The organism is Bacillus sp. FSL M8-0350 (assembly GCF_038593345.1).
Lineage (GTDB): Bacteria > Bacillota > Bacilli > Bacillales > Bacillaceae > Bacillus > Bacillus safensis.
On the sequence record NZ_CP151985.1, the window covers coordinates 2,224,846 to 2,250,037 of the forward strand.

Genomic DNA, 25,192 nt, shown 5'->3' on the forward strand with positions numbered 1-25,192 from the left:
CTTACGGTGACTTTTATGGAAAATATTGAGGGTGCCGCAAGTTAACGCGTTTTTAGAGGCATTAAATAGATCAGATGGGTTTCTGGTTCTGCTCCGAGACGCATAGGAATTTTTGTGGTCCCGTAGCCATTACTAATGAGAAAGAACGCACCTTTGACCTGGCCTGTTCTTCCTTTTTCATACGGACCAAATTTCCCAATTCGGATCTGTCCCCCATGCGTATGACCGCTCAGGACAAGGTCGATTCCCTCTTCTTCACTCATCAAATGATGCACATCTGGATTGTGTGATAAGAGAATATTGACATCATCTTTCACAAACTCAGGCCGTATGGCTTCATAATCTGCTTTTTCAAGCCGAATATCATCAATTCCTCCGATTTTGATTCGCTGGCCTTCGAAATTCCATACAGCCGTTTCATTTTGCAAAGTCGTGACATCGTATGCATGAAGAATTTCTTTAAACCTTTGCTGGTGCAGCTCATGATCATTATTTCCCCAAACAAAATAAACCGGCGCAATTCTTGATAAACGTTTCACATTTTCTTCAATCCTTGCGTAGGGCACACCTTTTTCTGCTAAATCTCCACCAATCATAATCACATCTGGCTCTTCCTGTCTGATTTCTGCTAATAAAGTGTCACTGATGAGACGTCTGTGTGTATCAGAAATAAAGAAAATGACAGCAGGCCGGTCTGATTGAAGTGCTTCTATTGTAAAATAATGCTTTTTGATGTTGTTTTGTTTTGCCGTTTTCACCATTTTTGCCGTTACACACACACCTGTTGTAACAGCCGCAATGGCGGCAGTAAATCCGATGGCATATTTCATCACAAATGGCTCCCTTACGTATCTTTCTTTCATAAGACGCTTGAAAGAAAAAAGACGTTTCAACTGTTAAACGTCTTTTTTCTCATTTATTTACTTTCATAATAGAGATTAATGTCATACTGCTTCTGCATATAGTGAAAAACCGTCTCGCGCTCTTTCCACTGATTTGACTGCGGCCATAAATCTGTGCTTTTTTGTATAATTTCACATCGAAGCCGATGATATTCATCCTCAGCCTTTTCTTCTTTTTTCTTATAGTAATAAGATGCGTAAAAAGCAAAGACCTCGGCCATGATCCAAAACAGAAATACTTCATGCCCAAGCAGTGTGGCAATCATGGCTTCCGGCTGAAGCGAGCCGCCTCCCGCATTTGCCGTGATCACAAAATAAAACAAAAGAATGGCCAGCGATAGAAGGGCTGTCCATTGCCATCTTTTGCACTGCTTGGCAAAACCCTCATATTTATGCTTTCTTTTGATCAATGTTTCCATCATCTTCTGCGTCGGCTGATCCATATATCGGCTGATTGCGTGTAATGTCATCACATACACCCTGTCCCTTTTTTCTACATATGTATGTGCGTGCTTCTTCATTCATGTCAGGTGATTAGTTTTCTAGTGGAATATTCAGCACTTGACCACTATACACGCTGTTACCTTTTAAGTGATTATAGGCTCTAATTTTCTCTTCACCCGAACGGTTTTTGTAATACTTCATTGAAATTCGATACAGGTTTTCCTCTGGACCAACAGTGTGCTGCACGACACGGACTGGCTTTTCTTCCTGCTTCTTTTTCTCTTCGGCTTCTTTTCTTTTTTTCTCTTCCTGCTGCTTTTGCAAGGCTAGTTGCTGCTGTTCACGCTTTTTGGCAGCTTCAGCTCTCGCGCGTTCTTTTTCTTTCGCTGCTTGTTCACGCTCTTCTTTCTCTTTAGCAGCTTTTTCTTTTTTCTTCTGTTCAGCTTTTTCTTTCGATCGCTGTTTTTCTTCCTCTTTCTTTTGCTTCTCATCATCAGACGCATCCGCTTTATCAGCGCTTGAGTCATTTTTTGTTTCGGCAAGTGCTGACGGGACTGGGTCTGTGTCAGCACTTGATGTAGAATCAATATTATATACATCTTGATTATTATTATGGTTGATTTCCTTTGATGTGTAGTAGATCAAAAGGAAGAACACCGTGACGACAATAATAGGAAAGATAATAGCCAGTGTTGTAAACAATGGATTGCGCACCTTTTTCGTGCGCTGCTTTTTATATTCATGGAAATCTTCTCGTGTAGGAAAGTGAGAGTCATCTGAAGGCTCTACTTCTTCTTCAAAAATTTCCTCTACATCGTCATGGATGTTTGTCAGCTGCTCCTTCTTTCTCTTCATTCTCGACATTTCTTCCATGTTCATCCCTCCCCCTATATTTCAAACGAATTTGACAAGCAAAGACTAAGTCAATGACAAAATGGGTCATGACAGGAACAAATAAATTCCCCGTCCACTCGTATAAAAGTCCTAAAAAAATACTAATAGAAACCACAAGGATAAACAAGAGTATTTTTGATAAGTAGCGAAAGTGAAGGAGCGCAAACACAATACTGGCAATTTCCAGTCCAAATTGCTGCTGGACGATCCCTCGGAATAGAATTTCCTCTGAAAAGGCGATGAGCAGTGTTAACCAAACAATATGCGGGATGCTGCGGTTTTTGAACATTTTTTCATTTAATCCGCCATCATCATACATATGAGCAGGAAACACCTTCATGACAATCGCATCCACAATAATCACAACCGCAGCGCCGCCAATTCCATAGGTCAGTATCCGCGCATCTTGGATCTCCCAAAGAGATGTGAAATCTGTCCAATGATCGAACATAAATATACCTAGTAAAAAGGAAATGACCAGCATCAGCAGCTGCGTGAAATACAGCTGTTCTACCACTTGTCGATCGGTTAATTTTTCGATGATCCGGCGATGTTGTTCAATCAATGCTGCGCCTCTTTTGTCAGATGAAACATACGATCCAGCACGGTCTTCCAGTGTTTCATTTCATTCAGCTCCAATGGTTGATCTTTTTTTTCATAATCAGACAGGTCAAGTCCGCAAGAAGAGCAGCAGCTGCCAGAGAATGCGCTCTCTGGTTGATCAAGCTGTTCGTAAAAGTATGATAACAGAGATTGTCTAAAGCAGCCATGATCTGTGATCCGCTCCTTAAATTGCCACACTTTTCTCAGTTTTTCTGTTTGTCTGTCCTGCAATTTCTCTTTCAGTTTCATCAGCAGCACACGCGGCTCGTCAGACTGATACATCCTGTAATAATGAATCAGCATTCTTGCACGTGTCTCCTGAAGCCCTGATTCCATCAATTGTTCACGTAATTTCTTTTCATCATTTGTCTGCATTTGTGTCAGCCTGGCTAAGAAGAAATCAATTTCTGGCTCATCAAAGCCCTCTGCTTGTATTAAATGCTGTTGAATGTCCGCATCCTCTTCTGTATATAAAAGAATGCTGACACTCTTTTTCCCGTCCCGTCCTGCTCTTCCAATTTCCTGCATAAATGCTTCAATTGACTGCGGCGGGCTCATATGAATAACAAATCGTATATTTGCTTTATCAATTCCCATTCCAAAAGCACTTGTACAACAAATAAGATCAAGCTGTCCGCTGATAAATTGCTGCTGAATAAGCATACGGTCTCCTGCATCCATCCCGCCATGGTAATACTCTACACGCTGATGGGTTTTTTGTTTCATAATGAGCGCCATATCTTCTGTCATTTGCCGGGTTGGACAATAAATCAGACCGGGGCCTTGCAGATATTCAACAAGCTCAATAGCCCGTTTTTCTTTTGCTTCTTTCGTTTCGTGCGCTTCTTTGACCAATGCGATGTTTGGCCGGTTGACAGAATGGATATGAAAGTCTGGATGCTGCAATCTTAACGTTTGTACGGTATCTTTTAGCGTTTGTTTTGTTGCAGTTGCCGTCAGTGCTAAGGCGACAGGATGACCTAACGCTTCTCTCCATTCTCCCAGCTTGGAATATTCCGGACGGAAATCATGCCCCCATTCGGATATACAATGGGCTTCATCGACGACGAACAGACCAATATGCATCGATTTGAGCTGTTCTAGCAGCACCTCTGACATTAATGCCTCAGGGGCGACGAATAAAAATTTATATGATGGCAAATGCCGAATGATATGTCGTCTCTCCTGAAAAGATAATGTGCTGTTCAGTGCCGCCACTCGTTTTTCTCCGCGCATTTTCATTCGTTCGACTTGATCCTCCATAAGCGATAACAGCGGCGAAATAATGAGAACTAATCCATCTGTCATATAGCCGGGAATTTGATAGCAGATGGATTTCCCGCCGCCAGTAGGCAGCATGGCCACCGTATCCTTTTGATTCAGTACACTTTGAATAATGTCCTTTTGACCCGTTTTAAATGAGTCGTAACCAAAATATCGCATGAGCGTCTGATGAAGCTTATCCATTTGCTTTCACCATCCTTGTCAGAGCCAATCGTATTTGAAAATAAGTAAATGGATGTTCGAGTTTTTCTTTAATCAGCTTCATCTTATTTGTTTGAAGCTCTCTAGCTACTGCATGAATGGCCTGCTGCTGTTCTTCGCTCACATACGGCTCTATTGAGAAGCTCGGTTCATGTATGGAAAGCTCGACAATATGGTCTTCGATCGTTGCCTTTTTTAAAGAGCGAATGTGAGCAATTTGATCAATATCAAAGCCTTTTTGCACAAGCTCGAGCGTTTTGTGAGTAGAGGTTGTCAGCACGCGTTTGAATTCAAGGTCACCTACGAGCTTTTGCATGAGCTGCGCCTCACCTTTTTGGGCAGCATGAATAAAATAATGGAGGACATTCCAAAAAAGCAGGTACACATACCACACATCTTCTTTTAGCCACTCTGCCATTTGCTGATACGTACGCCCAATTCTTTCATTTGAGGTCAATGAATAAACAAATATCAACGCCTCTTGATCACTTATACGGCTAAGGAGCTTTTCGAGTTCATGATGCAGCTCTTCCGAAAGCATATTCTTCTCGTGATGCTGTTTTAAGAAGGATTTCGTCCAGCTTTGTACAGATACATCTCTTTGTATTGGGACATATTGATGCGATCCAGCCAGATGGTGAGACAGCACTTGTACAAGTAACGAGAGCCTCATCCATAACACCTTTGCTTTATCATGATATTTGGCACCATGAAAATAAGCGGGCATCGGTTTTTCTGAGAAATGCTGGTTTAGCATTTGTTGTCCTGCATCTGTAACAATGAATGTCTCCCCTGTTTTTTTGATGTAGTGCTTTTCGTCAAGCTTTATAGTAGAGCGATTCAGCTGATCCCTCGTAAACCCCGGGTAACAGCCGAAATACTTTGAAAGCTGAAACAAACTGGCATCCTGTATGGTTTGTGATGATTTTTTTCCTTTAAAAAGATGGTAGACAGCACTTATGGAGCGTTCGCCGTTCAATTTATATACGCTGTCCATTAACATGACATCCAAGTAATGAAGAGTCATTCGCCAAAGCACCTGTCTTCCTGACAAAATTCGAATATTTTCTCCCTTTATTTTAACAGATTTCATAGAAGAAGAAATGTTTAAACTCAATTTGTGGGGGAAAGTTATGAACAAACCCTTATGTGATAAGCATTCTCAATCACTTTACAGTTGAAATGTGAAATTAAAATCATTACAATAAGGTTTGAGGAAATTGTTTTTTATCGGTGAAACTAAAAAGGTTAGACCATTTGTTCCATCGAACAATCTGGGAGGTATTTTTTTAACATGGCAAAATATACAATTGTAGACAAAGACACATGTATTGCTTGCGGCGCATGCGGTGCAGCTGCTCCAGACATTTATGATTATGATGATGAAGGCATTGCATTTGTTACGCTTGATGACAACCAAGGGACTGTAGAAGTTCCAGAAGTACTTGAAGAAGATATGCTTGATGCATTTGAAGGATGTCCAACAGATTCAATCAAAGTTGCGGACGAATCTTTCGATGGTGACCCGCTTAAGCATGAATAGTATAAAAGCCCCTTATGCAGGGGCTTTCAGCATGTAAACAAACCCTCGCATTCGGTGTCAGGTCTGCGCTCCAGTGCTCAGCTCCGCTCCGGTACTCGTCCTTCCTAGGGCTGCAAAGGTTTTCTATCACGCTGAAAAGAAGACAAAGAGCTAAAATAAAGATCATTTTAGCTCTTTGTCAACAGTCTAAAAGCCCCTTATACAGGGGCTTTTTTTATATTAACTATTTTGAAGTCGGCGTTTATTTTCAAACCATGGACGCATTTTCACAAAAATGAGGCTAAACACGATGGTAATGATGATGCCTTTAATAAGATTAAAAGGCAATATACCTGCTGTTATCGTCGCCTTGAGCATATTATCCGAAAGTTGAGGTGCATTTAAAAACCATGTGTAAGCCGGCAGAAACAGGAAGTAATTTAAAATACTCATCATCACAGTCATAAGCACTGTGCCCAAGAACATAGACCATACAATTCCCTTTGCCGATTTGATTTTTTTGAAAATGAAGGCCACTGGTAAAATGAACAATACGCCTGCTGTAAAGTTCGCTACTTGATCAACAGGAACACCAGACATACTGCCATGAATGAGGTAATGCAGTACATTTTTTAACGCCTCAACAGCAATACCTGCACCCGGCCCATAAATTAAAATCGCAATAATCGCTGGAATATCGCTGAAATCAATTTTCAAATATCCTGGAAGCCCAGGGAACGGGAAGTTTAATAACATTAAAACAAATGAAATACTGCTAAGCATACTGATTACGACTAAACGCTTTACTTTACTTTGATTCAATATTCTCTCTCCTTTTCGATCAAATCTTTCGAAAAGAGGATTGTTCCATTTTAGCCACAAAAAAACCGCCCTTGAAAACAGGAGCGGGGAAATTGGGCTAGACAAATAAACGTGTGAACATCAATGTTTTCAACGTTTATGAACCTCCATCTTCTCCCATCCAGACTATACTGTCGGCTTCGGAATCACACCGAATCCTGCCAAAAAGGCTCGCGGGCTTAGAGACTATGCTCATCACCGCCGGTAGGGAATTGCACCCTGCCCCGAAGATTGATCATTATTCAATTCGACATCATTATATATGATATATGAGCATTTGTACAGATAAAAATCCTGAGCAAATTCATCAGTTTTAAGAAATCGTAAAAAACACAAAAATTCTAATGACAAATGCGCAAAAATTGGTTATCTTTTGTTTAAAGGTGTTCATTCTTTATAAAGACACAAAGAAATGTTCGTGTTTTCTTTTTCACTTTACTGCTTTAATTTGATTGACACAGTGAAAAGGAATATGGTAAATTATCAGATATTTATGACGTTTATTTTAGGAGGAAATCTTACGATGTTTCGAGTATTAGTCTCAGATAAGATGAGCAATGATGGTCTTCTACCACTTTTAGAATCAGATTTTGTTGAAATTGTCCAAAAAAATGTAGCAGAAGCAGAAGATGAATTACACACGTTTGATGCCTTACTTGTCAGAAGTGCCACAAAAGTAACGAAAGAGCTTTATGAAAAAATGACTTCATTAAAAATTGTCGGCCGTGCCGGTGTGGGAGTAGACAATATTGACATTGATGAAGCGACCAAGCATGGCGTCATTGTAATCAATGCACCAAACGGTAATACGATCTCGACAGCTGAGCATACGTTTGCTATGATTTCATCACTTATGCGTCATATTCCGCAGGCCAATATTTCTGTCAAATCAAAAGAATGGAACAGAGGTGCATATGTTGGTGCTGAGCTTTACGGAAAATCTCTTGGGATTGTCGGTTTAGGCAGAATCGGAAGTGAAATCGCCCAGCGTGCAAGAGCATTTGGCATGACAGTCAACGTGTTTGACCCATTTCTCACAAAAGAACGTGCAGAAAAAATTGGCGTCAATGCGAAATCACTTGATGAAGTACTCGAAGTATCAGATATTATTACTGTACATACGCCATTAACAAAAGAAACAAGAGGACTTCTCAATAAAGAAACGATTGCAAAAACGAAAAAAGGTGTTCGCCTTGTAAACTGTGCGCGCGGCGGCATTATTGACGAAGCTGACCTTCTTGAGGCACTTGAAAGCGGCCATGTCGCAGGAGCTGCACTCGATGTATTCGAGGTAGAACCTCCAACTGATAATCCGCTTGTGGATCATCCACACGTCATTGCAACTCCGCATCTTGGTGCCTCTACAAAAGAAGCACAATTAAATGTAGCGGCGCAAGTATCTGAAGAAGTCCTTCAATTTGCAAAAGGCCTTCCTGTCATGTCATCTATTAATCTACCAGCGATGACAAAAGACGAGTTCAAAAAGATTCAGCCTTATCATCAATTTGCAGGGAAACTTGGACGTCTTGTCTCTCAATCCATGAGAGAACCTGTAAAAGAAGTAGGCATTTCTTATGAAGGCTCTATTTCAAAACTCGAAACATCATTTATCACAAAGAGTCTCCTGTCAGGCTTTTTAAAAGAGCGTGTTGATTCGACTGTGAATGAAGTAAATGCTGGAATGGTCGCAAAAGAACGAGGCATTAGCTTTAGTGAAAAAATTTCTTCCAGCGAATCTGGTTACGAGAACAGTATTTCTATTGAAGTCAAAGGTGATCTTTCAACCTTTACTCTTAAAGCGACTTACATTCCGCATTTAGGGGAACGCGTCGTTTCTATTAATGGCTTTAATATTGATTTTTACCCAGATGGACACCTTGTCTACATCCAGCATACAGATGCACCTGGTGTGATTGGAAAGGTTGGACAGATTTTAGGCGACCATGATGTCAACATCGCAACAATGCAGGTGGGACGTAAAGAAAAAGGCGGCGAAGCCATTATGATGCTTTCTTTCGACAAGCATCTAGAGGACGAAATTGTGAAAAAATTAACTGAAGTGCAGGATATTCTTTCTGTCCGCCTGATTGACCTATAAAAAACAGTGATAAACCTCATGCTTTGCATGAGGTTTATTTAGTTGAAACCATTAAACGGTCCCCTGTTCGAATGAGGTGAGTGGTCAGCTCATTAATCTTTTTCAATTGTTCTACAGTCATTTCATGCGCCTTTGCTATCGACCAAAGGGTATCCCCTTGTTTAATGACATATGTATTTTTTTCATGTCCATTTACATGAAGAGCCGGCTCTTGGAAACGTTCCACAGCAATCATTTTGAGCGGATCTACCGCATCCTTTTTGCTGACTGACCAATTGCCACGATGTACTTCAAAATGCAAATGAGTGCCTCTGGAGGCTCCTGTGTTGCCAATTATGCCAATAGGCTGTCCCGCTTGTACATGGTCACCCTTTTTCACAAAACGCTCGTGTAAATGAGCATAGACGGTTTCGTATCCATTTGGATGCTGAATAAATATAACTTCTCCATATGTAGCCGATACATACGAACGCGTGACCACACCTTCACTTGCAGCAAAAATGGATTCTCCTTCTGGCGCAGCTATATCTAATCCCTTATGCGAGCCGCCCCTTTTCCCAAACAAGTCAGTGACTTCTCCTTTCACTGGTTCCACCCATTCGTTTGTCTTCTGCGCATGGGCAGATGGCGCTAAGATCAAGAGCAAAAAACAGCTGGCACCTATGAAGCAATACCTTTTCATCAGTGACTCCCCTTTTTTGAGGTTCTTTTCATGACAGCTTAGTATACAGCAAGAAGACCCTTTTCTATACATCAAAAAAGAACGCAATGAAATGCTTGCGTCCTTTAACGTTCTTTGATGACAACTGGATTCGGCAGAGCCGGCACCTCTATTGGTTCATTTAATTCATATGGTCCTACTTGATCTGTTCCTGCATATTGAATGGTGACATCTGTAAAACCAAAATCTTTCGCTGTGAGCAGCAGACCTTCAATGAGTAGAGTATGATCAATTGAGTCCGATAATTGCGCTGATGCTCCAAACGTGATGGTTACATGCTTCCCTTTTGATGTCACTTCTTTAATGGGTTCTTCTTTAATTAATGGTTCAAGTCCAGAATCACTCGTGCGTTTCATGGCCTCTACCGCATCTTCATAAGTAGAATAATGTGTTTTTGAGGGCACCAAAAAAGTCCCGCTCTTATTTTCTAACACGTAATAAGCTTTCTTCGTTTGTTTATCAATTGATATCGTGCCAAAGCTGCTAGTCCCTAATTGAAGATGAGAACCTTTAACTGACCTGACCTCCACTTGTTTATACCTGCTCCATTTGAGCGTTTCTTTTACCATATCTTTAAATCGATTGGCTTCCTTTATCGTATCAAGGGACAAATCATTTTTTAACTGAAAAACAAGTGTATTCCCATTTTCACGAAGGTCCACCATCTCAAGATAAGATTGAAGTGGCTTTGTCATTTCAGGCAGCTGCACCTGTTCATATGTGTTCATCATTTCCTGCAAATGGTCATGTTCATTCTCTTTTTCAATACTAATGGGAACCACTTGAGATGTTGATTCATCTATGTATGCAACCGTCATATACTTTTGCTTGTCTTCATGAGAAACAACGTGTGTGGTACCATTTGCCTGTTTGACCGGCTCTAATGTGGCATTTGCCTGTCCTTTGTCAGCACTTGAGTCCATTTTTATCTGTTTATGCTGTTCTTGAGCAGCCGGCTGAAATAAATGAGGAGAAATTAAAAACGCCATAAATAAAACCACAACGGTTGCCACCGCTGGACCGATCCATTTGACACTTTTCTTTTTCTTCCCGCTTGCCATCAGCACCTGCTGGTATATCTGCTTAGATGAACGGTTGTCCTCCACCTTTGGAAGCTGACTTAGTAACACCTTGATTCGTTCTTCGCTCCAATCGGACCTGTTCGTTTTCATTCACTAGCTCCTCCTTCAAAAGCTCCATATGTTTTCGGAGCACTTTCAGGCCTCGGTGCTGCGTTGTTTTGACTTTGCTTTCCGAGAACTTTAGCGCCTTTGCCGTCTCCATGATTGAGTAGCCCTGGATAAACCTTAAAATGATGACAGCTCTTTGATCAATCGTGCAGTGATCAAGCGCGGCATAAATTTCTTTAGTATTTTCATCCTGTACAGCCAGTTCGTCTGGGAGCAAGTCTGGGTCTTTTACATCCTGCTTATCCCAATCAAACGTGCCGAGTACCCGTTGTCTAATGGTTTGCTGCTTGCGAAACCAGTCAATCGCTACATGCCTTGCAATTGAAAACAGCCATGTTTTCTCGCTGCTTCTTCCTTCAAAAGTTTTATATGAGTGAAGTACCCGAATGTAAACCTCCTGTACGAGATCCTCTGCCTGATTTTTATCTTTAACCATGTAAAATAAAAACTGGTACAAATCTTGATGGTACGAATCATATATTTTTTGAAAGGTTTCATGCATAGGAAACCCCTCCGTTCACTTATTTTTGTCGAGTGACTCTTATAAAACGTTACATTACAACTTTATGACAAATATATTACAAGTTCGACAGTTTGGAAAGGGCTTTTTGTTTAACTTCTCCTTAAAAATTTGAAAATAGAAAAAACACTTCATTTTCTTTACGAAAAGAAGTGTTTCTCATGTAACAAGATTCTTCGTCAAGATTAGACGAGTTCCTGCTTTTTTCTCGGAATATAGAATGTGAAGTGTGTACCTGCACCCGCTTTGCTGTGAGCATGTATAGAGCCTTGATGTGCCTCGACAATGTTCTTCACAATCGCAAGGCCAAGTCCAGTACCAGAACGTCCTCTTGTCCTTGCTTTATCGGCTTTATAGAAGCGTTCGAAAATAAAGGGCAGATCCTCTTCCGGAATTCCGCTCCCCGAATCTTTCACATCCATTTTCAGCCCGTTCTCCACCGATTGAACCGAGAAGTGAACCTCGCCGCCCTCTGGTGTATGACGAATGGCATTATCAATGAGATTCGTAAACACTTGCTCAATCTTATCTGGATCGAATACAAAGTTCGGTTCATCCACTTGAATATCATACGTAAGGTCGATTTGTTTTTCTTTCGCAATCCCGAGAAACTTGCGGTAGATCTTCTCAGTCAGCTCTTCCGTATCTGTTGATTCAAGATTCAGTGTAATGTGACCTGCTTCCATTCTCGCTAGATCTAGAAGATCATTCACGAGACGTCCCATTCGAAGTGATTCATCATAGATAATTTGCGCAATCTCTTTCTTTTCTTCTTCTGATCCTGCAATATCATCTACAATTGCCTCGCTGTACCCTTGCAGCATGGCAATTGGCGTACGAAGCTCATGACTGACATTGGCAATGAAGTCTTTTCTCAGTTTATCAAGTCTTCGTTCCTCCGTCATATCACGAAGGACTGCAACTGCTCCCCTGACATCCTGCTGATTATACAGCGGAGACATGAGAAGAACCCAGGTACGCCCTTGCAGCGTAACTTCGATCATTTGCTCTTTTTCTGTGCTGACAGCTGTATGAAATAGCTCGCGCGCTTCTGGCGGCAGTTCATCTCCATCTTTGATCTTCATATTTTGCTCGTAATACCATGCCTGTAAAAATCGTTCTGCTGGAGGATTTGTCATCAAGATCGTTCCATCAATATTGATGGTGATGACGCCATCAGCCATACTGCTTAAAATATTAGATAAATGTTCTTTTTCTTGATTTAAGGCTGTGATATGGAATTTAAGCTGCTTCCCCATTTGATTAAAGGCGATCGCCAGTTCTCCAATTTCATCTTGCGTTAAAATAGGAATCTTTGTATCAAATTTCCCTTTCGCCAAATCTTGTGCACCCTCTCTCATCTTTCTGAGAGGATAGGTGACACGTGTTGACAAGAAGAAAGCGAATATAGTGGTCAGTACAATCGCAATTCCGGCTGCTAAAAAGATGTAGCGTGTCGTATGTTTCGTTGTTTGTTCTACAGCGAGGAGTGACTGAGAAAGAAAGACCATACCTTTTTTTCCGTTCGCCTCATATGGAACACCGACTACAATCCGTTCATCTTTTTGATTGCCTGCATCAGGTTCTGCACGTTTACTGATTTTTTTACGATCTTTCAGCGCTTGATTTAAATCGCTGTCTGCTTCAATTTGTTTCTTTGTAATCGCAGGAAGCTTCCCGTCTTTTTCAGACGAATACCACTCTAGCCCGTCCTCTTGGATGATCGCAATACTTGTCAATTTGTCAGCGAGTTCTGATGTAATCGACCTCGCAAGCGATTGATCCTCATGGCTTTCTAAAATGACCGCTACTTTGTTTGCCATTTGTGTTAAATCAGATTTTGCTTCTTCTACATGATAATTCTCAATGAACTCTAAAAGAAGCACAGTTAAAATAGATAAAACGATCAAGACGAGGAAAAGAATGGTTAACCATAGCTTTCCTACAACACTTTTCCACAGTTTCATTCAGCGCCGACCTCAAATTTGTACCCGACACCCCATACAGTTACGATTTTTTTCGCTGCTTCTGGTGACACTTTATTCAGTTTTTCACGAAGTCGTTTGACATGAGTATCAACTGTTCGTAAGTCTCCAAAGAATTCATATTGCCATACTTCTTTTAGCAGCTTTTCTCTGTCATAGACCTTATCTGGTGTTTTTGCAAGGAAATATAAAAGCTCATATTCCTTCGGCGTGAGGCTGACTTCTTTGCCATCAGCCGTCACTCTATGTGCATCATGGTCAATAGAAAGATGAGAAAACACAAGAACATCCTTTGTTGTTGTCCCAGTATTCAAATAAGACGTTTGAGACGATCTTCTGAGCAATGCCTTTACGCGTAAAACCACTTCACGCGGGCTGAAAGGTTTGACGATGTAGTCATCCGTTCCTGCCTCAAATCCTTGAACACGGTTGGCTTCTTCTCCTTTTGCCGTCAGCATAATGATTGGAGTCGCTTTTTTATCTCGAATTTGATTACACACTTCGATTCCATCTGTACCAGGCATCATTAAATCGAGCAAAATGAGGTCGTAATCGGTTTGAAGCCCTTTTTGAATCGCTTCATCTCCATTTTCCGCTTCATCGATTTCATAATTTTCACGTTCTAAATACATTTTTAAAAGGCGGCGAATTCTTGCCTCATCATCTACGACTAATATTTTCGTTTGAGTTGTGTGTTCCATTAGACAGTCCTCCTGCTTTCTCCGTTGTTACATTCATTTTAACAAAAAGCCGAATTGAATCATAAAAGTTGGCTTTTCCTTGTGATTATGCGTAAGAATGAAGCCCCGCAATGACAAGGTTAACAAAGATGAGATTAAACATAATAATGGCGAAGCCGATCACAGCAAGCCATGCGGACTTTTCACCATGCCAGCCTCGCGACAAGCGAAGATGAAGATAGGCAGCATAAAAGAGAAACGTAATCAATGCCCATACTTCCTTCGGGTCCCAGCCCCAAAACCTAGTCCATGCAATTTGCGCCCAGATCATGGCAAAGATCAGCCCGCCTAACGCAAATACAGGGAAACCAATCGAAACAGCCCTATACCCAATTTCATCGACTAAATCTAGGTTCACCTGTTTCACTAACGGTTGAAGCAGTGCGCTCAGTCGTTTGCGAATGATCAATCGAATGAGTCCGTATATAATCAGCCCTACGCCAAATGACCATAACACTGTATTGACCTTTCTACCTGAAAAAACAGGCGGCAGCTCAACAAACGGTTCCAAACGATCTTCCGTCACAAGCTCCCCTTTATGAGGTCCGACAAGAGCTGGGAGCTCATAGACCATCTCACTTTTTTCTTTATTTTTATCAATCCAATTAAATGTTGCTTCATATCCTGTCATTCTAAAGATAGACGTAACAGCGATAAATGCAAGTGTGACCACAATCATAAACATGACAAGCTCTAAACCAAACGTCTTCTTCCCTGGCTTTGTTTGATCCACATGCTTTAGTAGAAAGATGACACCTGCCACAAAGCTGATGGCTAAAATGGCTTGGCCAAGTGCTGCTGTTGTCACGTGAATATAAAGCCAATTACTTTGAAGTGAAGGAATCAGCGGTGAAATATCTGATGGGAACATACTTGCATAGGCAATAATCAATAAAGCGATTGGAAGTGTGAATAAACCAAGTACAGATACTTGATACACAAAATATAAAATGATGAATGCAAGCACCAGCATCATGCCAAAAGCCGTTGTGAACTCAAACAAATTACTGACTGGTGCATGGCCAGATGCGATCCATCTTGAAATAAAATAGCCCAACTGGCTCAAAAAACCGATGATGGTAAGCGTAATGCCAATGAGTGCCGCCTTATTCCTGCGCGGTCCTTCCTCTTTCTTTTTTCCCTTAATGGCACCACCAAAAAAAGGAACTGCCGCTAAATAAAATAGAAAAGCTGCAAATAACAGATTTTCACTGACTGCCGCCATCTAATCCTTCCCCCTTGCTTTTGCTGATACTTGTTGTATCAGGCAGTTCTTTTTGATCAACTGGCTGTTTGATGCCACTGCCGTTCAGTAACACTCCAATATCGGACTTTAAGCCGAACCAATTTTTGTTTGTATGTCCTGCCACAAATACTTTTCCATCCTTTGCCGACAGCCAGATTCTTCTATGCTGCCAATACATCCCCTGCACGACACCAATCATGAAGATGATTCCGCCTACTATGAGCACGCCAAGTGTTAAATCCTTTCTAACTGTTAACCCTGTGACGTTTTTCGTTTCAACCCGATCAAACTTCATTTTATATAAATTATTATCAGAACCCTCTACTGTCTCTTGAATGGCGACAAAGCTTTTTTCACCTTTAGGTTTTTCAGGAGAAATCATTTCAAACACGAAAGCAGGATTATTCGGATTCCTTGTTTTCGTACTCGGCGTTCCATCATCGTCAAAATAAAAATCAGGCAGATAGCTCATCACCTTGACTTTGTAACCGCTACCAAGATCATATTCTGACTTAGGCTCCAGCAGATTAATCTTCACTGTACCGAAAGATTTTTCTGTATCTTTACGAATCAGCTGAAAGACCATTTGATCGAGTTCATTTTGCTTAAAATCTACTTGATATAATGAGAAATTGTCAAACTTTAGCGGTTCATTCACTTTGATATCGTGTTCTGTTACCTGCTTCAGCTTGGGCTTTTCACCAAATACAACTTCTCCTTCACGTTTGTATAAAATAGCATCCGTTTTATAGCTTTTCACCACTTGACCGTCGCCAGCTTTTTCAATGGCATTCTCAAACACTTCTTTTTCATTTCCAGTTTCATAGCGATCAATTGAAAACGCATTATTTTTCAAGAAGTATTGACCATCCGTACCTGGAATTGGTGCAGTTTCCCCTTCTCTGACCCAAAGCGTTTCATCCACGTACATGCCCGGGACAAACCGGAGCATCGCTCCAATGAGAAAGATGATTAGTCCAATGTGATTGACGTAAGGTCCCCAGCGTGAAAAACGTCCTTTTTCGGCTAAAATATGCCCATTTTCTTCTCGCACGCGGTAACGCTTTTGTTTCATTGCTCTTATGATGCCTTCATATGTATGCTGATCTAATGTTTTGTCTGTCTCGCTAAACAGACGCTGTCTTCTCATAAAGCCTTCTTTTTTGATAACCCCTTGGTTTTTGAGTGCTCGATAAAGAGGAATAACGCGGTCGAGACTGCAAATGACAAGGGAGATTCCGATTGATGCGACAAGGGCTAAAAACCACCAAGAATTATAAAGATCATGGAATCCTAGTGTGTAATACAGCTTGCCAAACGATCCATATTGCTCTTCATAATACGTGGAAGCAGATGCACCTGGCGGAATAAATCGCTCCTGCGGAAAAATCGTTCCAAGCGAAGAAGCGAGCAGTGTAATGACAATCAGCCACACACCCACTTTAACGGAAGAAAAAAAGTTCCATACTTTATCAACAATCGTTTTGTTGTATGTTTGCGAGCGTCTTGCACTGCCGTCATATCTCATATCAAGCAGCTTTGAAGAGTTTTTCTCTTTAGCCGCAATGGGATTCCCGCATGATTCACATAGAACAGTACCGATTGGATTAATATGTCCACACTCGCACTTTACCTCTTTCATTCTATGACCCCTTTGGTTTAATCAAATTCATATATTCATGGACATTACGTTCTGTCATCGTTCCCTTTATGACTTTGATTACCTTGCCTTCAGGATTAATTAAAAATGTGGTTGGCAGCGGCGTAATATCATATGCCTCTGTCACTTGACGATCTTTGTCCATGGCAACAGGAAAATTCACGCCATAGGATTCCATAAAATTTTTCACGGCAATCTTGGATTCCGCAACATTGACTGCGACAATTTCCACACCGCGATCCTTGAACACTTCATATTGATTCGCCATATAAGGAAATTCTTGTTTACACGGACCACACCATGTACCCCAAAAATTAAGAAAGACACCTTTGCCTTTTAAGTCCTTTAACTCAATCCGATCCCCATCCACAGATTGAAGGACAAAGTTTGGCGCAATAGATCCTTCTTTGACTCGATCCTGTTTGGCAAATACTGAGTTATACATTGTATAACATAGTGCAGCAAGCATCACGAGGAGAATGCCCGTCCGTATGAAAAACCGTCTTTTTTTCATCTGAAGTACCCCTTCCCCATAGACATTCAGGTAAATTATAGCATTCTCCTTCTTTTGATGCTTCTTCATTTTTTGAAGTTTATGTGAAAATTAAAAAGCGCTTTTTCCATGATCCGCAATTGCTCGCAGGCGCTTTACTTCGTGTGGAGACAATTCTCTTCGGTCTCCTGGTCTCATACCTTCAATATGAAGGAACGAATATTGCTCTCTTTTTAGCTTTAACACATCGTGTCCAATTGCTTCAAACATGCGGCGTACCTGTCTGTTTCTGCCTTCATGAATGGTTAATTGAACAATACAAGTTTGCTTTCGTTTATCAATAGAAAGCATTTTCGCACGAGCAGGTGCTGTTTTTTTATGATCTAACATGATCCCTTTTTCTAGCTTTCTAAGCAGTTCCTTTGATGGAATGCCTTTTAGCTTCGCTGCATACGTTTTATCAATTTCGTATTTCGGGTGCATGAGTTTATGGGCAAATTCCCCATCATTTGTAATCAAAATCAAACCGCTCGTATCATAATCTAACCGCCCGATTGGATAAAGGCGCTGCGGGACATCATCAAAGAAATCTGTGACGACCTTACGTCCTTTATCATCCTCGGCAGCAGAAATGACGCCACGCGGTTTATAAAGCATAAAGTAAACGGGTTCTTCTCTTTCAAGCTTTAATCCATTGACTTCAATTTTATCTGAAGAGCCCACCTTCACTCCGAGCTCTGTCACTGTTTGACCATTAACGGTAACTCGTCCTTCTTTAATTAATTCTTCAGCCTTTCGTCTTGAAGCGACGCCGGCATGTGCAATTACTTTCTGTAAACGTTCCATTTGTCTTTCACCTCATGTACTATCTTACTTGCTTGACTTAAAACAAACAAGCATTCGTGAAAAAATAAGCGTTTCGTCTGTCTAATTTCAGCTAAAAAGCGATTTTCCATCCATGAAATACAAAAAAGCGCCTGATTAGGCGCCGCTAAATAACAAACTGACGATAATCACAGAGGCAATGACACCAATGAGATCTGCTAGCAAACCTACTTTCAGCGCATCTCCCATTTTTTTAATCCCAACTGCTCCAAAATAGACCGTTAAAATGTAAAGGGTGGTGTCTGTTGACCCTTGCATGACAGCTGCAAGCTGGCCAATAAAAGAATCTGGGCCATACGTCGCTATTAAGTCTGATGTCATTCCAAGTGCAGCCGTTCCTGATATCGGGCGAATAAACGCAAGCGGCACGACTTCTGGCGGGAAACCAATCGCTGTAAAGACTGGTTTTAATAGTCCCATAACAAAATCAAGCGCACCTGATGCACGGAATATCGTAATGGCTACAAGCATACCGACTAAATAGGGAATGATTGAAAAGGCAATTTGAATGCCCTCTTTTCCTCCCTCCACAAATGTTTCATAGGTTGGTACCTTTTTAATGGTTCCAGCAATCAAAATTCCTGCGATGATTAGTGGAATCAAAGCAAGTGACAGCCAGTTAATAAATGCCACAAGATCACCCCCGCCTGCTTCTGCGATAGTGGAAATAACGATCGATGATAATTGCACCGATTCCTGAAATGAGTGTTGCTAAAATGGTTGGCCCTACAATGTCTGTTGGCTGATCTGCCCCATAGGTCATTCTTATTGCTATGACGGTTGTTGGCACAAGTGTGATAGAGGATGTGTTGACCGCTAGAAATGTAATCATAGAACGGCTTGCCTCATTTTTTCCGCCGTTTAATGCTTTCATCTGCTCCATCGCCTTAATCCCAAGCGGTGTAGCGGCATTCCCGAGACCAAAGAAATTCGCCATGAGATTGGACAAAATATACCCCATTGCAGGATGATTAGGCGGAATATCCGGGAATAGCTTTGAAATAAAAGGCCGGCACAATTTACTAAAGAAATTTAACAGCCCTGCCTCTTCGGCAATCTTCATGAGCCCGAGCCAAAAAACGAGGACACTAATCAAACCAATTGAAATAGTAACCGCTTCTTTTGAGCCTTTAAATACAGCCTCGTTTACTTCCTGCATCGTTCCATTAAACATCGCATAGACAAGACCGATGACAGTGAGAAATACCCAAATTAGATTGACCATGAAGATCCGCCTATAGATGTCTGAAAGACAGACTTAAACATTTCTTGAAAGCTTTTTTGAGGCATGCGGTTTCGTTTATTTTCATAAAAAATCGGTAATTGCTCGATCACCTGTCCATCTAACAAAATCGTCATTTTTCCTACAACATCTGGGATGGCTTCGGCGTTTTTTTTCCACTTCTTTTCAGGGGTGAGCATTTCCGTTTCAATTTTGACAAGTTTTTTCTCATCTTCATTTAAAAAATAGTCCACATCACGCTTGATAAACGCTTTTTTTTCGTAAAAGGTCCCTTTTAACGAAGCAAGCCTTCCTTTTTCAGCAAGCACATACGTTTTATAGTGATCAAATGCATATTCAAACATAGAAATATGATCCTTCCAGTCGTCAGGTGCATTAATGGTCACAGCGATCAGCTGAGCATCACCCTTTGCAGCGGTGGAGACAAGTGTTCGTTTTGCAAGTTTTGTATATCCTGTTTTCCCTCCAGTGGAATATTCGTATAAACCGGTGAGCAGCTTGTTTTTATTTTTCCAATAGCCTTCCATTGTCTTCGCTTTATAGAAAGTTGTACCGGCAATTTTTTGATATTGTTTATGTTTCATCGCGTATTTTGTTAGGATCGCCATGTCATAGGCTGATGAATAATGATTTTTATGATCATCGAGTCCGTGCGGATTTTGAAAATTCGTATTTTCCATTCCTAGTTCAGCCGCCTTTTGATTCATCATAAAGATAAATCCTTCTAAGCTGCCGCCAACATGCTCTGCAATGGCAACAGCTGCATCATTTCCAGAACGCAGCATGAGCCCGTATGTCAAATCTTCTAAGCTCACCTTCTGCCCTTCCTTTAAATAAATGGATGAACCCTCCGCCTGAATCGCACGTTTTGATACTTTGACGGTATCTTTCATTTTTCCTGATTCAATGGCTAATACAGCCGTCATAATTTTTGTAATACTGGCGATTCTTCTTTTTTCGTGCTCGTCCTTTCCAAATAGGACTCTGCCTGACTGTCCATCTATTAAAATGGCGCTTCTTGCACTCACTGATAATGAAATGTCTGCTTTGGCATGTGAGGAAAAAGGCAGTAAGAGTGTAAATAGAAGAAGGACTGCTGTTCCAATTTTTAAATAGGGCATGTTCATTCACGTCCTTGTCCGTTTTGTACAAGTGTATGCTCAGCTGAAAAAGTTATGATGCCCCGTCCATAAAAAAAAGCGCCTCTACATATAGAGGCGCTTCTTCAAATTGCTTATACCATTTTCACTTGCTGATGAGAAGTCGTATATTCCAGCTCTTCTCTCATCGCTAAAAAGTCTTTTTCTAATGAAGAAAATAATTGTTTCATATCAGCGGATACTTCATGGTGAAAAACAATGCTGCTTTTTCCTGTATAGGCCGAACGGCTGTCTTCATACCATGTATCCTTTTTAGGCGTGAAAAATTCTTCAATACATTGATGATAAATACGGTGGAGCATCTGCTGTGCGGCTTGCTGCGGGAATGTCTGCTGCTGGCCCATTTTCCTGCAAACTGCTGCTGCATCCTCGCTGTACACTGCAAGCTTCCGTAATGTACTCAATATGTCACAATAATAGGCTTCCGCTTCGGGGTTTAATCGTTTCAAGCTTGATAAGGTGGTTTCGTTCAGAAAACCATTCATTTCAATTGCAACCTTTGATAAAAAGACGCCTGCTTGATCAACTTGAGCCTTTACATTCATATGTGCCATTTGTTTCGTGTTTACCTTCCCCTCATGGCTTTGTCACCATTTTATCTGTCATCAAAAGATTTTAGACCTAAAATCTTTTTTATATTTTATCATACATTTTTCATTCTTTTGAACTATTTTATGTCTTCAAATGTTTGATTGAAGTTTTCAAAAAATAGATCGGCCTCTTCTTGTACTCCATCTGCTTCTACATTCTCTGGAAGCGGCGGTAATTCATCTAAAGCCTTTAAGCCAAATTGCTCTAAAAAGGTAGGGGTTGTCCCATACAGAATCGCTCGTCCCGGACCATCGGCACGTCCTACTTCACAGAGCAGTGCTTTGGCTACTAAGCTATGAAGTACCCGCTCTGATTTGACTCCTCTGATCTCCTCTACCTCACTGCGTGTAATCGGCTGTTTATAAGAAACAATGGCAAGCACCTCCAGCGCTGCCTGCGACAAACCCTTGGATGGTGTCTCGACTAATTTTTTTAAATACATGCTGTATTCTTTTTTCGTCAGCAGCATATATGAATCTGCATATTCAATGAGCTCAATCCCTCGTTCTTGTTTTTGATATTCTTCCTTTACGGAAGACATAATGTCGAGTAATACCGACTCATCTACTTCAAGAACAGACATGAGCTGTTTTCTTGTTAAGCCTTCGTCACCTGCTGCATACAGCAGCGCTTCTAAGATGGCTTTCCAATTCACGATATCAAGCGTCATGAATCGTTTCACTCCCTATGATATAAATGTCTTCAAAGTTCCCTTCCTGCTCTAGCATGATTTGATGACTTTTCATCAATTCGAGAACAGCAAGAAACGTCACGACAAGGTGTTCCTTTTGATCATGTTGAAATAGAGTCATGAAATTGGTCCGCTTTTTTGTTTTTCTTAAATGGTTCATAATCTCATTCATTTTGTCTTCAATCGGGATTTCTTGTCTTGTAATCTTTGATGGTGCTGGTTTCGTTATTTTCTTTCGATTTAATACCTTTTGGAACGCACCTAACATATCATACACCGTTACGTGTAAATTTGTGTCCTTCGCTTCTGATTCTTTTGCAAATTCGCTTAAATCACTCGGTGGTTTTGTAAAGGCATTTTGCCTTTCTTCTTCGCGTTCCTTTAGTTCTTGTGCTGCATTTTTATACTTGCGGTATTCAATCAATTTGCCAATCAGCTCTTCTCGAGGGTCTTCTTCCTCTTCGAGCAGGTCTTCATCAAACAGCTCTTCCTCTTGTTTCGGAAGAAGCATTCTGCTTTTAATACTCAGGAGGGTTGCAGCCATGACCAAATATTCACTCGCAACATCGAGCTCAAGCTCCCTCATCGTGTGGACATATAATAAATACTGCTCCGTAATTTTAGCGACGGGAATATCATAAATATCAATTTCCAACCGGTTAATTAAATGTAAAAGCAAGTCCAAAGGACCCTCGAACGAATCTATTTTCACCTGATATTCCAGCATCTTTTTCTCACCATTTCTACTGTCTTCTAAGTACCGTTTCACCGGCTAACCTTTAGTATAAGACAGGATAAAGCTCTCGTCCAATATAATTTCGGCCATGATGCCTTAGGCAAATCGAGAAAAACTGTGGATCCGCCCATACCAATAAGGGCATTTATACATAGAATACCATTGTAATCAGAACTGATGAAAAAGGAGGCCGTATCATTATGGGAGATGGCTATAACTTCGGCGGAGGATTCGCGCTAATTGTCGTGCTTTTCATCTTGCTGATCATCGTTGGCGCGGCTTGGGTTTATTAAAGAAACAGAGCGTCCTTTTCACTAAAGGGACGCTCTTTCTTCTTTTCTTTTCGATATGTTAGACTGAGAGTGGAAAAGGAGATGACCGCTGTGTATCCTGAAGCGTACGTGGCTTTTTTACACGAATTTCATACGACAAGAGATTATTTTGAGTGTCATGAAATTTTAGAGGAATATTGGAAAGAAGATCCCCCTGAGCAGCGCAAAGAATATTGGGTCGGGCTCATCCAGCTCGCTGTTGCCTTGTATCATCAAAGGCGGGGAAATGGAAAAGGAGCAAAACGGCTCATTTCTAACAGTCTTCATTTGTTAGAAGCAAACCGTTCAGTATTATCGAATCTCGGTCTGGATGATGAGGCATTTCTGATGCTTCTGAGAACGCTGAAAAAGAAAATGGATGAAGATATGCCCTATGAAAGTGTGATGCTGCCAATCAAAGATGAAGCACTTCTTTCTTTATGCCAAGAAATGGCCCAAAAAGAAGGACTGCTCTTTGGACAGGAAAGCAACTTATCCCATACATTTTTAATCGAAAAACATAGACTCCGTGACCGGACAGAAGTTTTGCTGGAACGAAAAAAGCAGATTGAACGTAAAAAAAGCAGAGGACTGTAGCCTCTGCTTTTACATGTGTGATATTTAATTTGATTCGCTGTGACACTTATGAAAGAAGCCTTGCGTTAATTCATTTGGAATGAGTGTTTTGGTTTTAAATATTTCTTCCACGGCTAAAACCATTTCCTTGCCGATTCCTTGATCACGATGGGATGGATTCACACTAATATGCTCAATTTGTACTTGGTCGTCTGTTTTGAGCACACCAATAGCACCTACAATATCCTCGCCATCTTTCCATAGGAACAGCTGCCGATCTTCATCCATTTCATATGACTTCATCGTCTGCTGAAGCTGTTTGACGTCTTTCTCACCCGGCATAAAGGACAGAAGTCCCATGGCAATTTTTTCAAAAGACCTCTTGTAACGAATTAACATATATACCCCTCAATATTCAAATTATCCTAATTTCCAGCAAATGTCTTATGATTCATTTGCTCATCACACATTATAAACATTTTTATACCGTTTTTAAACTCTTTTTCACTAAATTAAGAGAACGTTCGATTGAGATTCGCCATTTCAATAGCAGCTGCAGCCGATTCGCTGCCTTTATTTCCTGCTTTTGTACCAGCTCTTTCAATGGCTTGTTCAATAGATTCTGTTGTGAGTACACCAAAGATAATCGGTACCCCTGTTGACATAGCACTCTGAGCAATTCCTTTAGCAGCTTCATTACAAACGTAATCATAGTGAGTCGTTGCGCCTCTGATCACGGTTCCAAGTGTGATGACTGCATCATATTTTTTGGTTTCTGCTAATTTTTTTGCCATGTACGGGATTTCAAAAGCGCCTGGTACCCACACAACATCGATATCATCACCATTTGCTCCGTGTCTGAGTAATGTATCTTCTGCTCCATCTAACAGTTTACTTGTAATAAAATCATTGAATCTCGCTACAACGATTGCAAATTTTAGTCCTTCTGCTACTACATGGCCTTGTATTGTATTCATATGTTGATCATCCTTTTTTGTGATTTTTATTTTGTTTCAATAGCGGCTGTTCGATTGTTGTTTAAATATGACTGTAATGCTTCGATTGTCAGCATCTTTAAATCATGCTGTTTTTGGATCTCCTTTAGTTCAGGGACGCGCGCCATTGATCCATCTGCATTCATAATTTCACATATGACACCCGCTGGCTCTGAGCCTGCCAGTTTAGCAAGATCAACCGCCGCCTCTGTATGACCTGGTCTTTCTAGTACGCCGCCCTCTTTTGCAATAAGCGGAAAAACATGACCTGGTCGGGCAAACTCTTCTGGTTTTGCGTCTTTATTTAACATGGCCAGCATGGTCGTGGAGCGCTCAAAAGCACTAATACCAGTCGTCGTTGTCACATGGTCGATGCTTACTGTAAACGCTGTATGGTGTGCATCCGTATTATGTTCAACCATTGGATGCAAATTCAGGTGTTTGGCGATCGACGCATGGACTGGCGTACAAATGAGGCCTCTTCCATGTAAAGCCATGAAGTTAATCACCTCAGGTGTGGCATGCTCAGCGAGTGCCACAAAGTCTCCTTCATTTTCTCTGTCTTCATCATCCACTACGATAATGATTTCTCCTTGTTTAAGGGCATTTACTGCCTCATCAACGGAATGATACATACAAT

29 protein-coding genes and 1 riboswitch are annotated in these 25,192 nt (G+C 41.0%); of the genes, 4 read left to right on the forward strand and 25 right to left on the reverse strand.

Translation table 11 applies throughout. The annotated features are described in order from the left end of the window. Positions 1 to 41 precede the first annotated feature (41 nt). The 6 genes from NSS80_RS11550 to NSS80_RS11575 form a co-directional block, all read right to left on the reverse strand. Positions 42 to 830 carry a metallophosphoesterase gene (locus tag NSS80_RS11550; protein ID WP_025093049.1) on the reverse strand — a complete coding sequence of 263 codons (789 nt, stop codon included), beginning with the start codon at positions 828 to 830 and terminating at the stop codon, positions 42 to 44. A gap of 86 nt (positions 831 to 916) precedes the next feature. Then, positions 917 to 1,372, reverse strand: coding sequence for a DUF2663 family protein (locus NSS80_RS11555; protein ID WP_025093048.1), 456 nt, complete (start codon positions 1,370 to 1,372; stop codon positions 917 to 919). 64 nt (positions 1,373 to 1,436) lie between these two features. Then, positions 1,437 to 2,219 (reverse strand): LysM peptidoglycan-binding domain-containing protein, encoded by a 783-nt coding sequence (locus NSS80_RS11560; protein ID WP_041117841.1) that lies wholly within the window; start codon positions 2,217 to 2,219, stop codon positions 1,437 to 1,439. Further along, positions 2,164 to 2,805, reverse strand: a complete 642-nt coding sequence (locus NSS80_RS11565) for a CPBP family intramembrane glutamic endopeptidase (RefSeq protein WP_024422830.1) — start codon at positions 2,803 to 2,805, stop codon at positions 2,164 to 2,166. Before NSS80_RS11565 ends, NSS80_RS11560 begins: the two co-directional genes overlap by 56 nt. Beyond that, positions 2,802 to 4,310 (reverse strand): ATP-dependent DNA helicase RecQ, encoded by a 1,509-nt coding sequence (locus NSS80_RS11570; protein ID WP_041117845.1) that lies wholly within the window; start codon positions 4,308 to 4,310, stop codon positions 2,802 to 2,804. Before NSS80_RS11570 ends, NSS80_RS11565 begins: the two co-directional genes overlap by 4 nt. Next, positions 4,303 to 5,355, reverse strand: a complete 1,053-nt coding sequence (locus NSS80_RS11575; RefSeq protein ID WP_041117847.1) for a helix-turn-helix domain-containing protein — start codon at positions 5,353 to 5,355, stop codon at positions 4,303 to 4,305. The genes NSS80_RS11570 and NSS80_RS11575 overlap by 8 nt, the downstream gene beginning before the upstream one ends. 267 nt (positions 5,356 to 5,622) lie before the next feature. Here NSS80_RS11575 and NSS80_RS11580 point away from each other — a divergent pair, with 267 nt between their 5' ends. Then, positions 5,623 to 5,871, forward strand: a complete 249-nt coding sequence (locus tag NSS80_RS11580; protein ID WP_008361239.1) for a ferredoxin — start codon at positions 5,623 to 5,625, stop codon at positions 5,869 to 5,871. 219 nt (positions 5,872 to 6,090) lie between these two features. Here NSS80_RS11580 and NSS80_RS11585 read toward each other — a convergent pair whose 3' ends face one another. Continuing rightward, positions 6,091 to 6,672: an ECF transporter S component gene (locus tag NSS80_RS11585; protein ID WP_024428075.1), complete on the reverse strand. Its 582-nt coding sequence runs from the start codon at positions 6,670 to 6,672 to the stop codon at positions 6,091 to 6,093. 144 nt (positions 6,673 to 6,816) lie between these two features. Further along, positions 6,817 to 6,947: riboswitch (FMN riboswitch) on the reverse strand. A 287-nt stretch (positions 6,948 to 7,234) separates the two neighbouring features. Here NSS80_RS11585 and serA point away from each other — a divergent pair. After that, entirely contained in the window at positions 7,235 to 8,809 is a 1,575-nt protein-coding gene (gene serA / locus NSS80_RS11590; RefSeq protein ID WP_024422834.1) for a phosphoglycerate dehydrogenase, read from the forward strand. 34 nt (positions 8,810 to 8,843) lie between these two features. Here the strand turns inward: serA and NSS80_RS11595 are convergent, their stop codons facing one another. The 15 genes from NSS80_RS11595 to NSS80_RS11665 all read right to left on the reverse strand — a co-directional run bounded on the left by NSS80_RS11595 (position 8,844) and on the right by NSS80_RS11665 (position 22,661). Continuing rightward, positions 8,844 to 9,491, reverse strand: a complete 648-nt coding sequence (locus tag NSS80_RS11595) for a M23 family metallopeptidase (protein ID WP_041117849.1) — start codon at positions 9,489 to 9,491, stop codon at positions 8,844 to 8,846. Between the two features lie 104 nt (positions 9,492 to 9,595). Further along, positions 9,596 to 10,702, reverse strand: coding sequence for a sigma X negative regulator (locus NSS80_RS11600; RefSeq protein ID WP_317221963.1), 1,107 nt, complete (start codon positions 10,700 to 10,702; stop codon positions 9,596 to 9,598). Further along, positions 10,614 to 11,222, reverse strand: a complete 609-nt coding sequence (gene sigX / locus NSS80_RS11605; protein ID WP_024422837.1) for an RNA polymerase sigma factor SigX — start codon at positions 11,220 to 11,222, stop codon at positions 10,614 to 10,616. The genes NSS80_RS11600 and sigX overlap by 89 nt, the downstream gene beginning before the upstream one ends. Before the next feature lie 203 nt (positions 11,223 to 11,425). After that, on the reverse strand, positions 11,426 to 13,207 hold the full coding sequence (locus NSS80_RS11610; protein WP_034623436.1) for an ATP-binding protein: 1,782 nt from the start codon (positions 13,205 to 13,207) through the stop codon (positions 11,426 to 11,428). Beyond that, the gene (locus tag NSS80_RS11615; RefSeq protein ID WP_003215596.1) at positions 13,204 to 13,926 is read right to left on the reverse strand and encodes a response regulator transcription factor; all 723 of its coding nucleotides are present in this window, start codon (positions 13,924 to 13,926) and stop codon (positions 13,204 to 13,206) included. The genes NSS80_RS11610 and NSS80_RS11615 overlap by 4 nt, the downstream gene beginning before the upstream one ends. Positions 13,927 to 14,011: 85 nt before the next feature. Further along, entirely contained in the window at positions 14,012 to 15,190 is a 1,179-nt protein-coding gene (ccsB, locus tag NSS80_RS11620; protein WP_024428071.1) for a c-type cytochrome biogenesis protein CcsB, read from the reverse strand. Continuing rightward, entirely contained in the window at positions 15,174 to 16,853 is a 1,680-nt protein-coding gene (locus NSS80_RS11625) for a cytochrome c biogenesis protein ResB (protein WP_317221962.1), read from the reverse strand. The genes ccsB and NSS80_RS11625 overlap by 17 nt, the downstream gene beginning before the upstream one ends. 1 nt (position 16,854) lies before the next feature. Continuing rightward, complete coding sequence (locus NSS80_RS11630; protein ID WP_095408914.1) at positions 16,855 to 17,385, reverse strand: thiol-disulfide oxidoreductase ResA; 531 nt, start codon at positions 17,383 to 17,385, stop codon at positions 16,855 to 16,857. 90 nt (positions 17,386 to 17,475) lie between these two features. Further along, positions 17,476 to 18,210, reverse strand: a complete 735-nt coding sequence (rluB, locus tag NSS80_RS11635) for a 23S rRNA pseudouridine(2605) synthase RluB (RefSeq protein WP_024422842.1) — start codon at positions 18,208 to 18,210, stop codon at positions 17,476 to 17,478. A gap of 135 nt (positions 18,211 to 18,345) precedes the next feature. After that, the gene (locus NSS80_RS11640; protein WP_024422843.1) at positions 18,346 to 18,882 is read right to left on the reverse strand and encodes a spore maturation protein; all 537 of its coding nucleotides are present in this window, start codon (positions 18,880 to 18,882) and stop codon (positions 18,346 to 18,348) included. 4 nt (positions 18,883 to 18,886) lie between these two features. Continuing rightward, on the reverse strand, positions 18,887 to 19,474 hold the full coding sequence (locus NSS80_RS11645) for a nucleoside recognition domain-containing protein (RefSeq protein ID WP_024422844.1): 588 nt from the start codon (positions 19,472 to 19,474) through the stop codon (positions 18,887 to 18,889). After that, positions 19,462 to 20,613, reverse strand: coding sequence for a D-alanyl-D-alanine carboxypeptidase family protein (locus NSS80_RS11650; protein WP_024428069.1), 1,152 nt, complete (start codon positions 20,611 to 20,613; stop codon positions 19,462 to 19,464). Before NSS80_RS11650 ends, NSS80_RS11645 begins: the two co-directional genes overlap by 13 nt. Before the next feature lie 113 nt (positions 20,614 to 20,726). Beyond that, positions 20,727 to 21,206 (reverse strand): YpuI family protein, encoded by a 480-nt coding sequence (locus NSS80_RS11655; protein WP_024422846.1) that lies wholly within the window; start codon positions 21,204 to 21,206, stop codon positions 20,727 to 20,729. Between the two features lie 113 nt (positions 21,207 to 21,319). After that, complete coding sequence (scpB, locus tag NSS80_RS11660) at positions 21,320 to 21,913, reverse strand: SMC-Scp complex subunit ScpB (RefSeq protein WP_024422847.1); 594 nt, start codon at positions 21,911 to 21,913, stop codon at positions 21,320 to 21,322. After that, positions 21,903 to 22,661: a segregation/condensation protein A gene (locus NSS80_RS11665; protein WP_024422848.1), complete on the reverse strand. Its 759-nt coding sequence runs from the start codon at positions 22,659 to 22,661 to the stop codon at positions 21,903 to 21,905. Before NSS80_RS11665 ends, scpB begins: the two co-directional genes overlap by 11 nt. Before the next feature lie 209 nt (positions 22,662 to 22,870). Here NSS80_RS11665 and NSS80_RS11670 point away from each other — a divergent pair, with 209 nt between their 5' ends. Both NSS80_RS11670 and NSS80_RS11675 read left to right on the forward strand, forming a co-directional pair. Then, positions 22,871 to 22,963, forward strand: a complete 93-nt coding sequence (locus NSS80_RS11670; RefSeq protein ID WP_012010430.1) for a YjcZ family sporulation protein — start codon at positions 22,871 to 22,873, stop codon at positions 22,961 to 22,963. 90 nt (positions 22,964 to 23,053) lie between these two features. Then, positions 23,054 to 23,578: a DUF309 domain-containing protein gene (locus NSS80_RS11675; RefSeq protein ID WP_024422849.1), complete on the forward strand. Its 525-nt coding sequence runs from the start codon at positions 23,054 to 23,056 to the stop codon at positions 23,576 to 23,578. Between the two features lie 24 nt (positions 23,579 to 23,602). On the opposite strand, the gene NSS80_RS11680 is transcribed toward NSS80_RS11675, so the two are convergent. The 3 genes from NSS80_RS11680 to ribB all read right to left on the reverse strand — a co-directional run bounded on the left by NSS80_RS11680 (position 23,603) and on the right by ribB (position 25,187). Then, positions 23,603 to 23,956 carry a GNAT family N-acetyltransferase gene (locus tag NSS80_RS11680; RefSeq protein ID WP_024422850.1) on the reverse strand — a complete coding sequence of 118 codons (354 nt, stop codon included), beginning with the start codon at positions 23,954 to 23,956 and terminating at the stop codon, positions 23,603 to 23,605. A 113-nt stretch (positions 23,957 to 24,069) separates the two neighbouring features. Then, positions 24,070 to 24,534 (reverse strand): 6,7-dimethyl-8-ribityllumazine synthase, encoded by a 465-nt coding sequence (ribE, locus tag NSS80_RS11685; protein WP_029706184.1) that lies wholly within the window; start codon positions 24,532 to 24,534, stop codon positions 24,070 to 24,072. Positions 24,535 to 24,560: 26 nt separating this feature from the next. Beyond that, complete coding sequence (gene ribB / locus NSS80_RS11690; protein WP_328699568.1) at positions 24,561 to 25,187, reverse strand: 3,4-dihydroxy-2-butanone-4-phosphate synthase; 627 nt, start codon at positions 25,185 to 25,187, stop codon at positions 24,561 to 24,563. Positions 25,188 to 25,192: the final 5 nt, after the last annotated feature.

What these genes read in the sequence shown, in the direction of transcription:
- NSS80_RS11595 (WP_041117849.1), bottom strand. Translation starts at nt 9,491, where the DNA reads ATGAAAAGGTATTGCTTCATAGGTGCCAGCTGTTTTTTGCTCTTGATC.
- NSS80_RS11575 (WP_041117847.1), bottom strand. Translation starts at nt 5,355, where the DNA reads ATGACTCTTCATTACTTGGATGTCATGTTAATGGACAGCGTATATAAA.
- NSS80_RS11580 (WP_008361239.1), top strand. Translation starts at nt 5,623, where the DNA reads ATGGCAAAATATACAATTGTAGACAAAGACACATGTATTGCTTGCGGC.
- NSS80_RS11570 (WP_041117845.1), bottom strand. Translation starts at nt 4,310, where the DNA reads ATGGATAAGCTTCATCAGACGCTCATGCGATATTTTGGTTACGACTCA.
- NSS80_RS11630 (WP_095408914.1), bottom strand. Translation starts at nt 17,385, where the DNA reads ATGAAAAAAAGACGGTTTTTCATACGGACGGGCATTCTCCTCGTGATG.
- NSS80_RS11670 (WP_012010430.1), top strand. Translation starts at nt 22,871, where the DNA reads ATGGGAGATGGCTATAACTTCGGCGGAGGATTCGCGCTAATTGTCGTG.
- ribE (WP_029706184.1), bottom strand. Translation starts at nt 24,534, where the DNA reads ATGAATACAATACAAGGCCATGTAGTAGCAGAAGGACTAAAATTTGCA.
- NSS80_RS11665 (WP_024422848.1), bottom strand. Translation starts at nt 22,661, where the DNA reads ATGCTGGAATATCAGGTGAAAATAGATTCGTTCGAGGGTCCTTTGGAC.
- ccsB (WP_024428071.1), bottom strand. Translation starts at nt 15,190, where the DNA reads ATGGCGGCAGTCAGTGAAAATCTGTTATTTGCAGCTTTTCTATTTTAT.
- serA (WP_024422834.1), top strand. Translation starts at nt 7,235, where the DNA reads ATGTTTCGAGTATTAGTCTCAGATAAGATGAGCAATGATGGTCTTCTA.
- NSS80_RS11550 (WP_025093049.1), bottom strand. Translation starts at nt 830, where the DNA reads ATGAAATATGCCATCGGATTTACTGCCGCCATTGCGGCTGTTACAACA.
- scpB (WP_024422847.1), bottom strand. Translation starts at nt 21,913, where the DNA reads ATGACGCTTGATATCGTGAATTGGAAAGCCATCTTAGAAGCGCTGCTG.
- NSS80_RS11645 (WP_024422844.1), bottom strand. Translation starts at nt 19,474, where the DNA reads ATGGTCAATCTAATTTGGGTATTTCTCACTGTCATCGGTCTTGTCTAT.
- NSS80_RS11615 (WP_003215596.1), bottom strand. Translation starts at nt 13,926, where the DNA reads ATGGAACACACAACTCAAACGAAAATATTAGTCGTAGATGATGAGGCA.
- NSS80_RS11610 (WP_034623436.1), bottom strand. Translation starts at nt 13,207, where the DNA reads ATGAAACTGTGGAAAAGTGTTGTAGGAAAGCTATGGTTAACCATTCTT.
- NSS80_RS11600 (WP_317221963.1), bottom strand. Translation starts at nt 10,702, where the DNA reads ATGAAAACGAACAGGTCCGATTGGAGCGAAGAACGAATCAAGGTGTTA.
- NSS80_RS11555 (WP_025093048.1), bottom strand. Translation starts at nt 1,372, where the DNA reads ATGACATTACACGCAATCAGCCGATATATGGATCAGCCGACGCAGAAG.
- NSS80_RS11560 (WP_041117841.1), bottom strand. Translation starts at nt 2,219, where the DNA reads ATGGAAGAAATGTCGAGAATGAAGAGAAAGAAGGAGCAGCTGACAAAC.
- NSS80_RS11655 (WP_024422846.1), bottom strand. Translation starts at nt 21,206, where the DNA reads ATGGCACATATGAATGTAAAGGCTCAAGTTGATCAAGCAGGCGTCTTT.
- rluB (WP_024422842.1), bottom strand. Translation starts at nt 18,210, where the DNA reads ATGGAACGTTTACAGAAAGTAATTGCACATGCCGGCGTCGCTTCAAGA.
- ribB (WP_328699568.1), bottom strand. Translation starts at nt 25,187, where the DNA reads ATGTATCATTCCGTTGATGAGGCAGTAAATGCCCTTAAACAAGGAGAA.
- NSS80_RS11650 (WP_024428069.1), bottom strand. Translation starts at nt 20,613, where the DNA reads ATGCCCTATTTAAAAATTGGAACAGCAGTCCTTCTTCTATTTACACTC.
- NSS80_RS11625 (WP_317221962.1), bottom strand. Translation starts at nt 16,853, where the DNA reads ATGAAAGAGGTAAAGTGCGAGTGTGGACATATTAATCCAATCGGTACT.
- NSS80_RS11680 (WP_024422850.1), bottom strand. Translation starts at nt 23,956, where the DNA reads ATGTTAATTCGTTACAAGAGGTCTTTTGAAAAAATTGCCATGGGACTT.
- sigX (WP_024422837.1), bottom strand. Translation starts at nt 11,222, where the DNA reads ATGCATGAAACCTTTCAAAAAATATATGATTCGTACCATCAAGATTTG.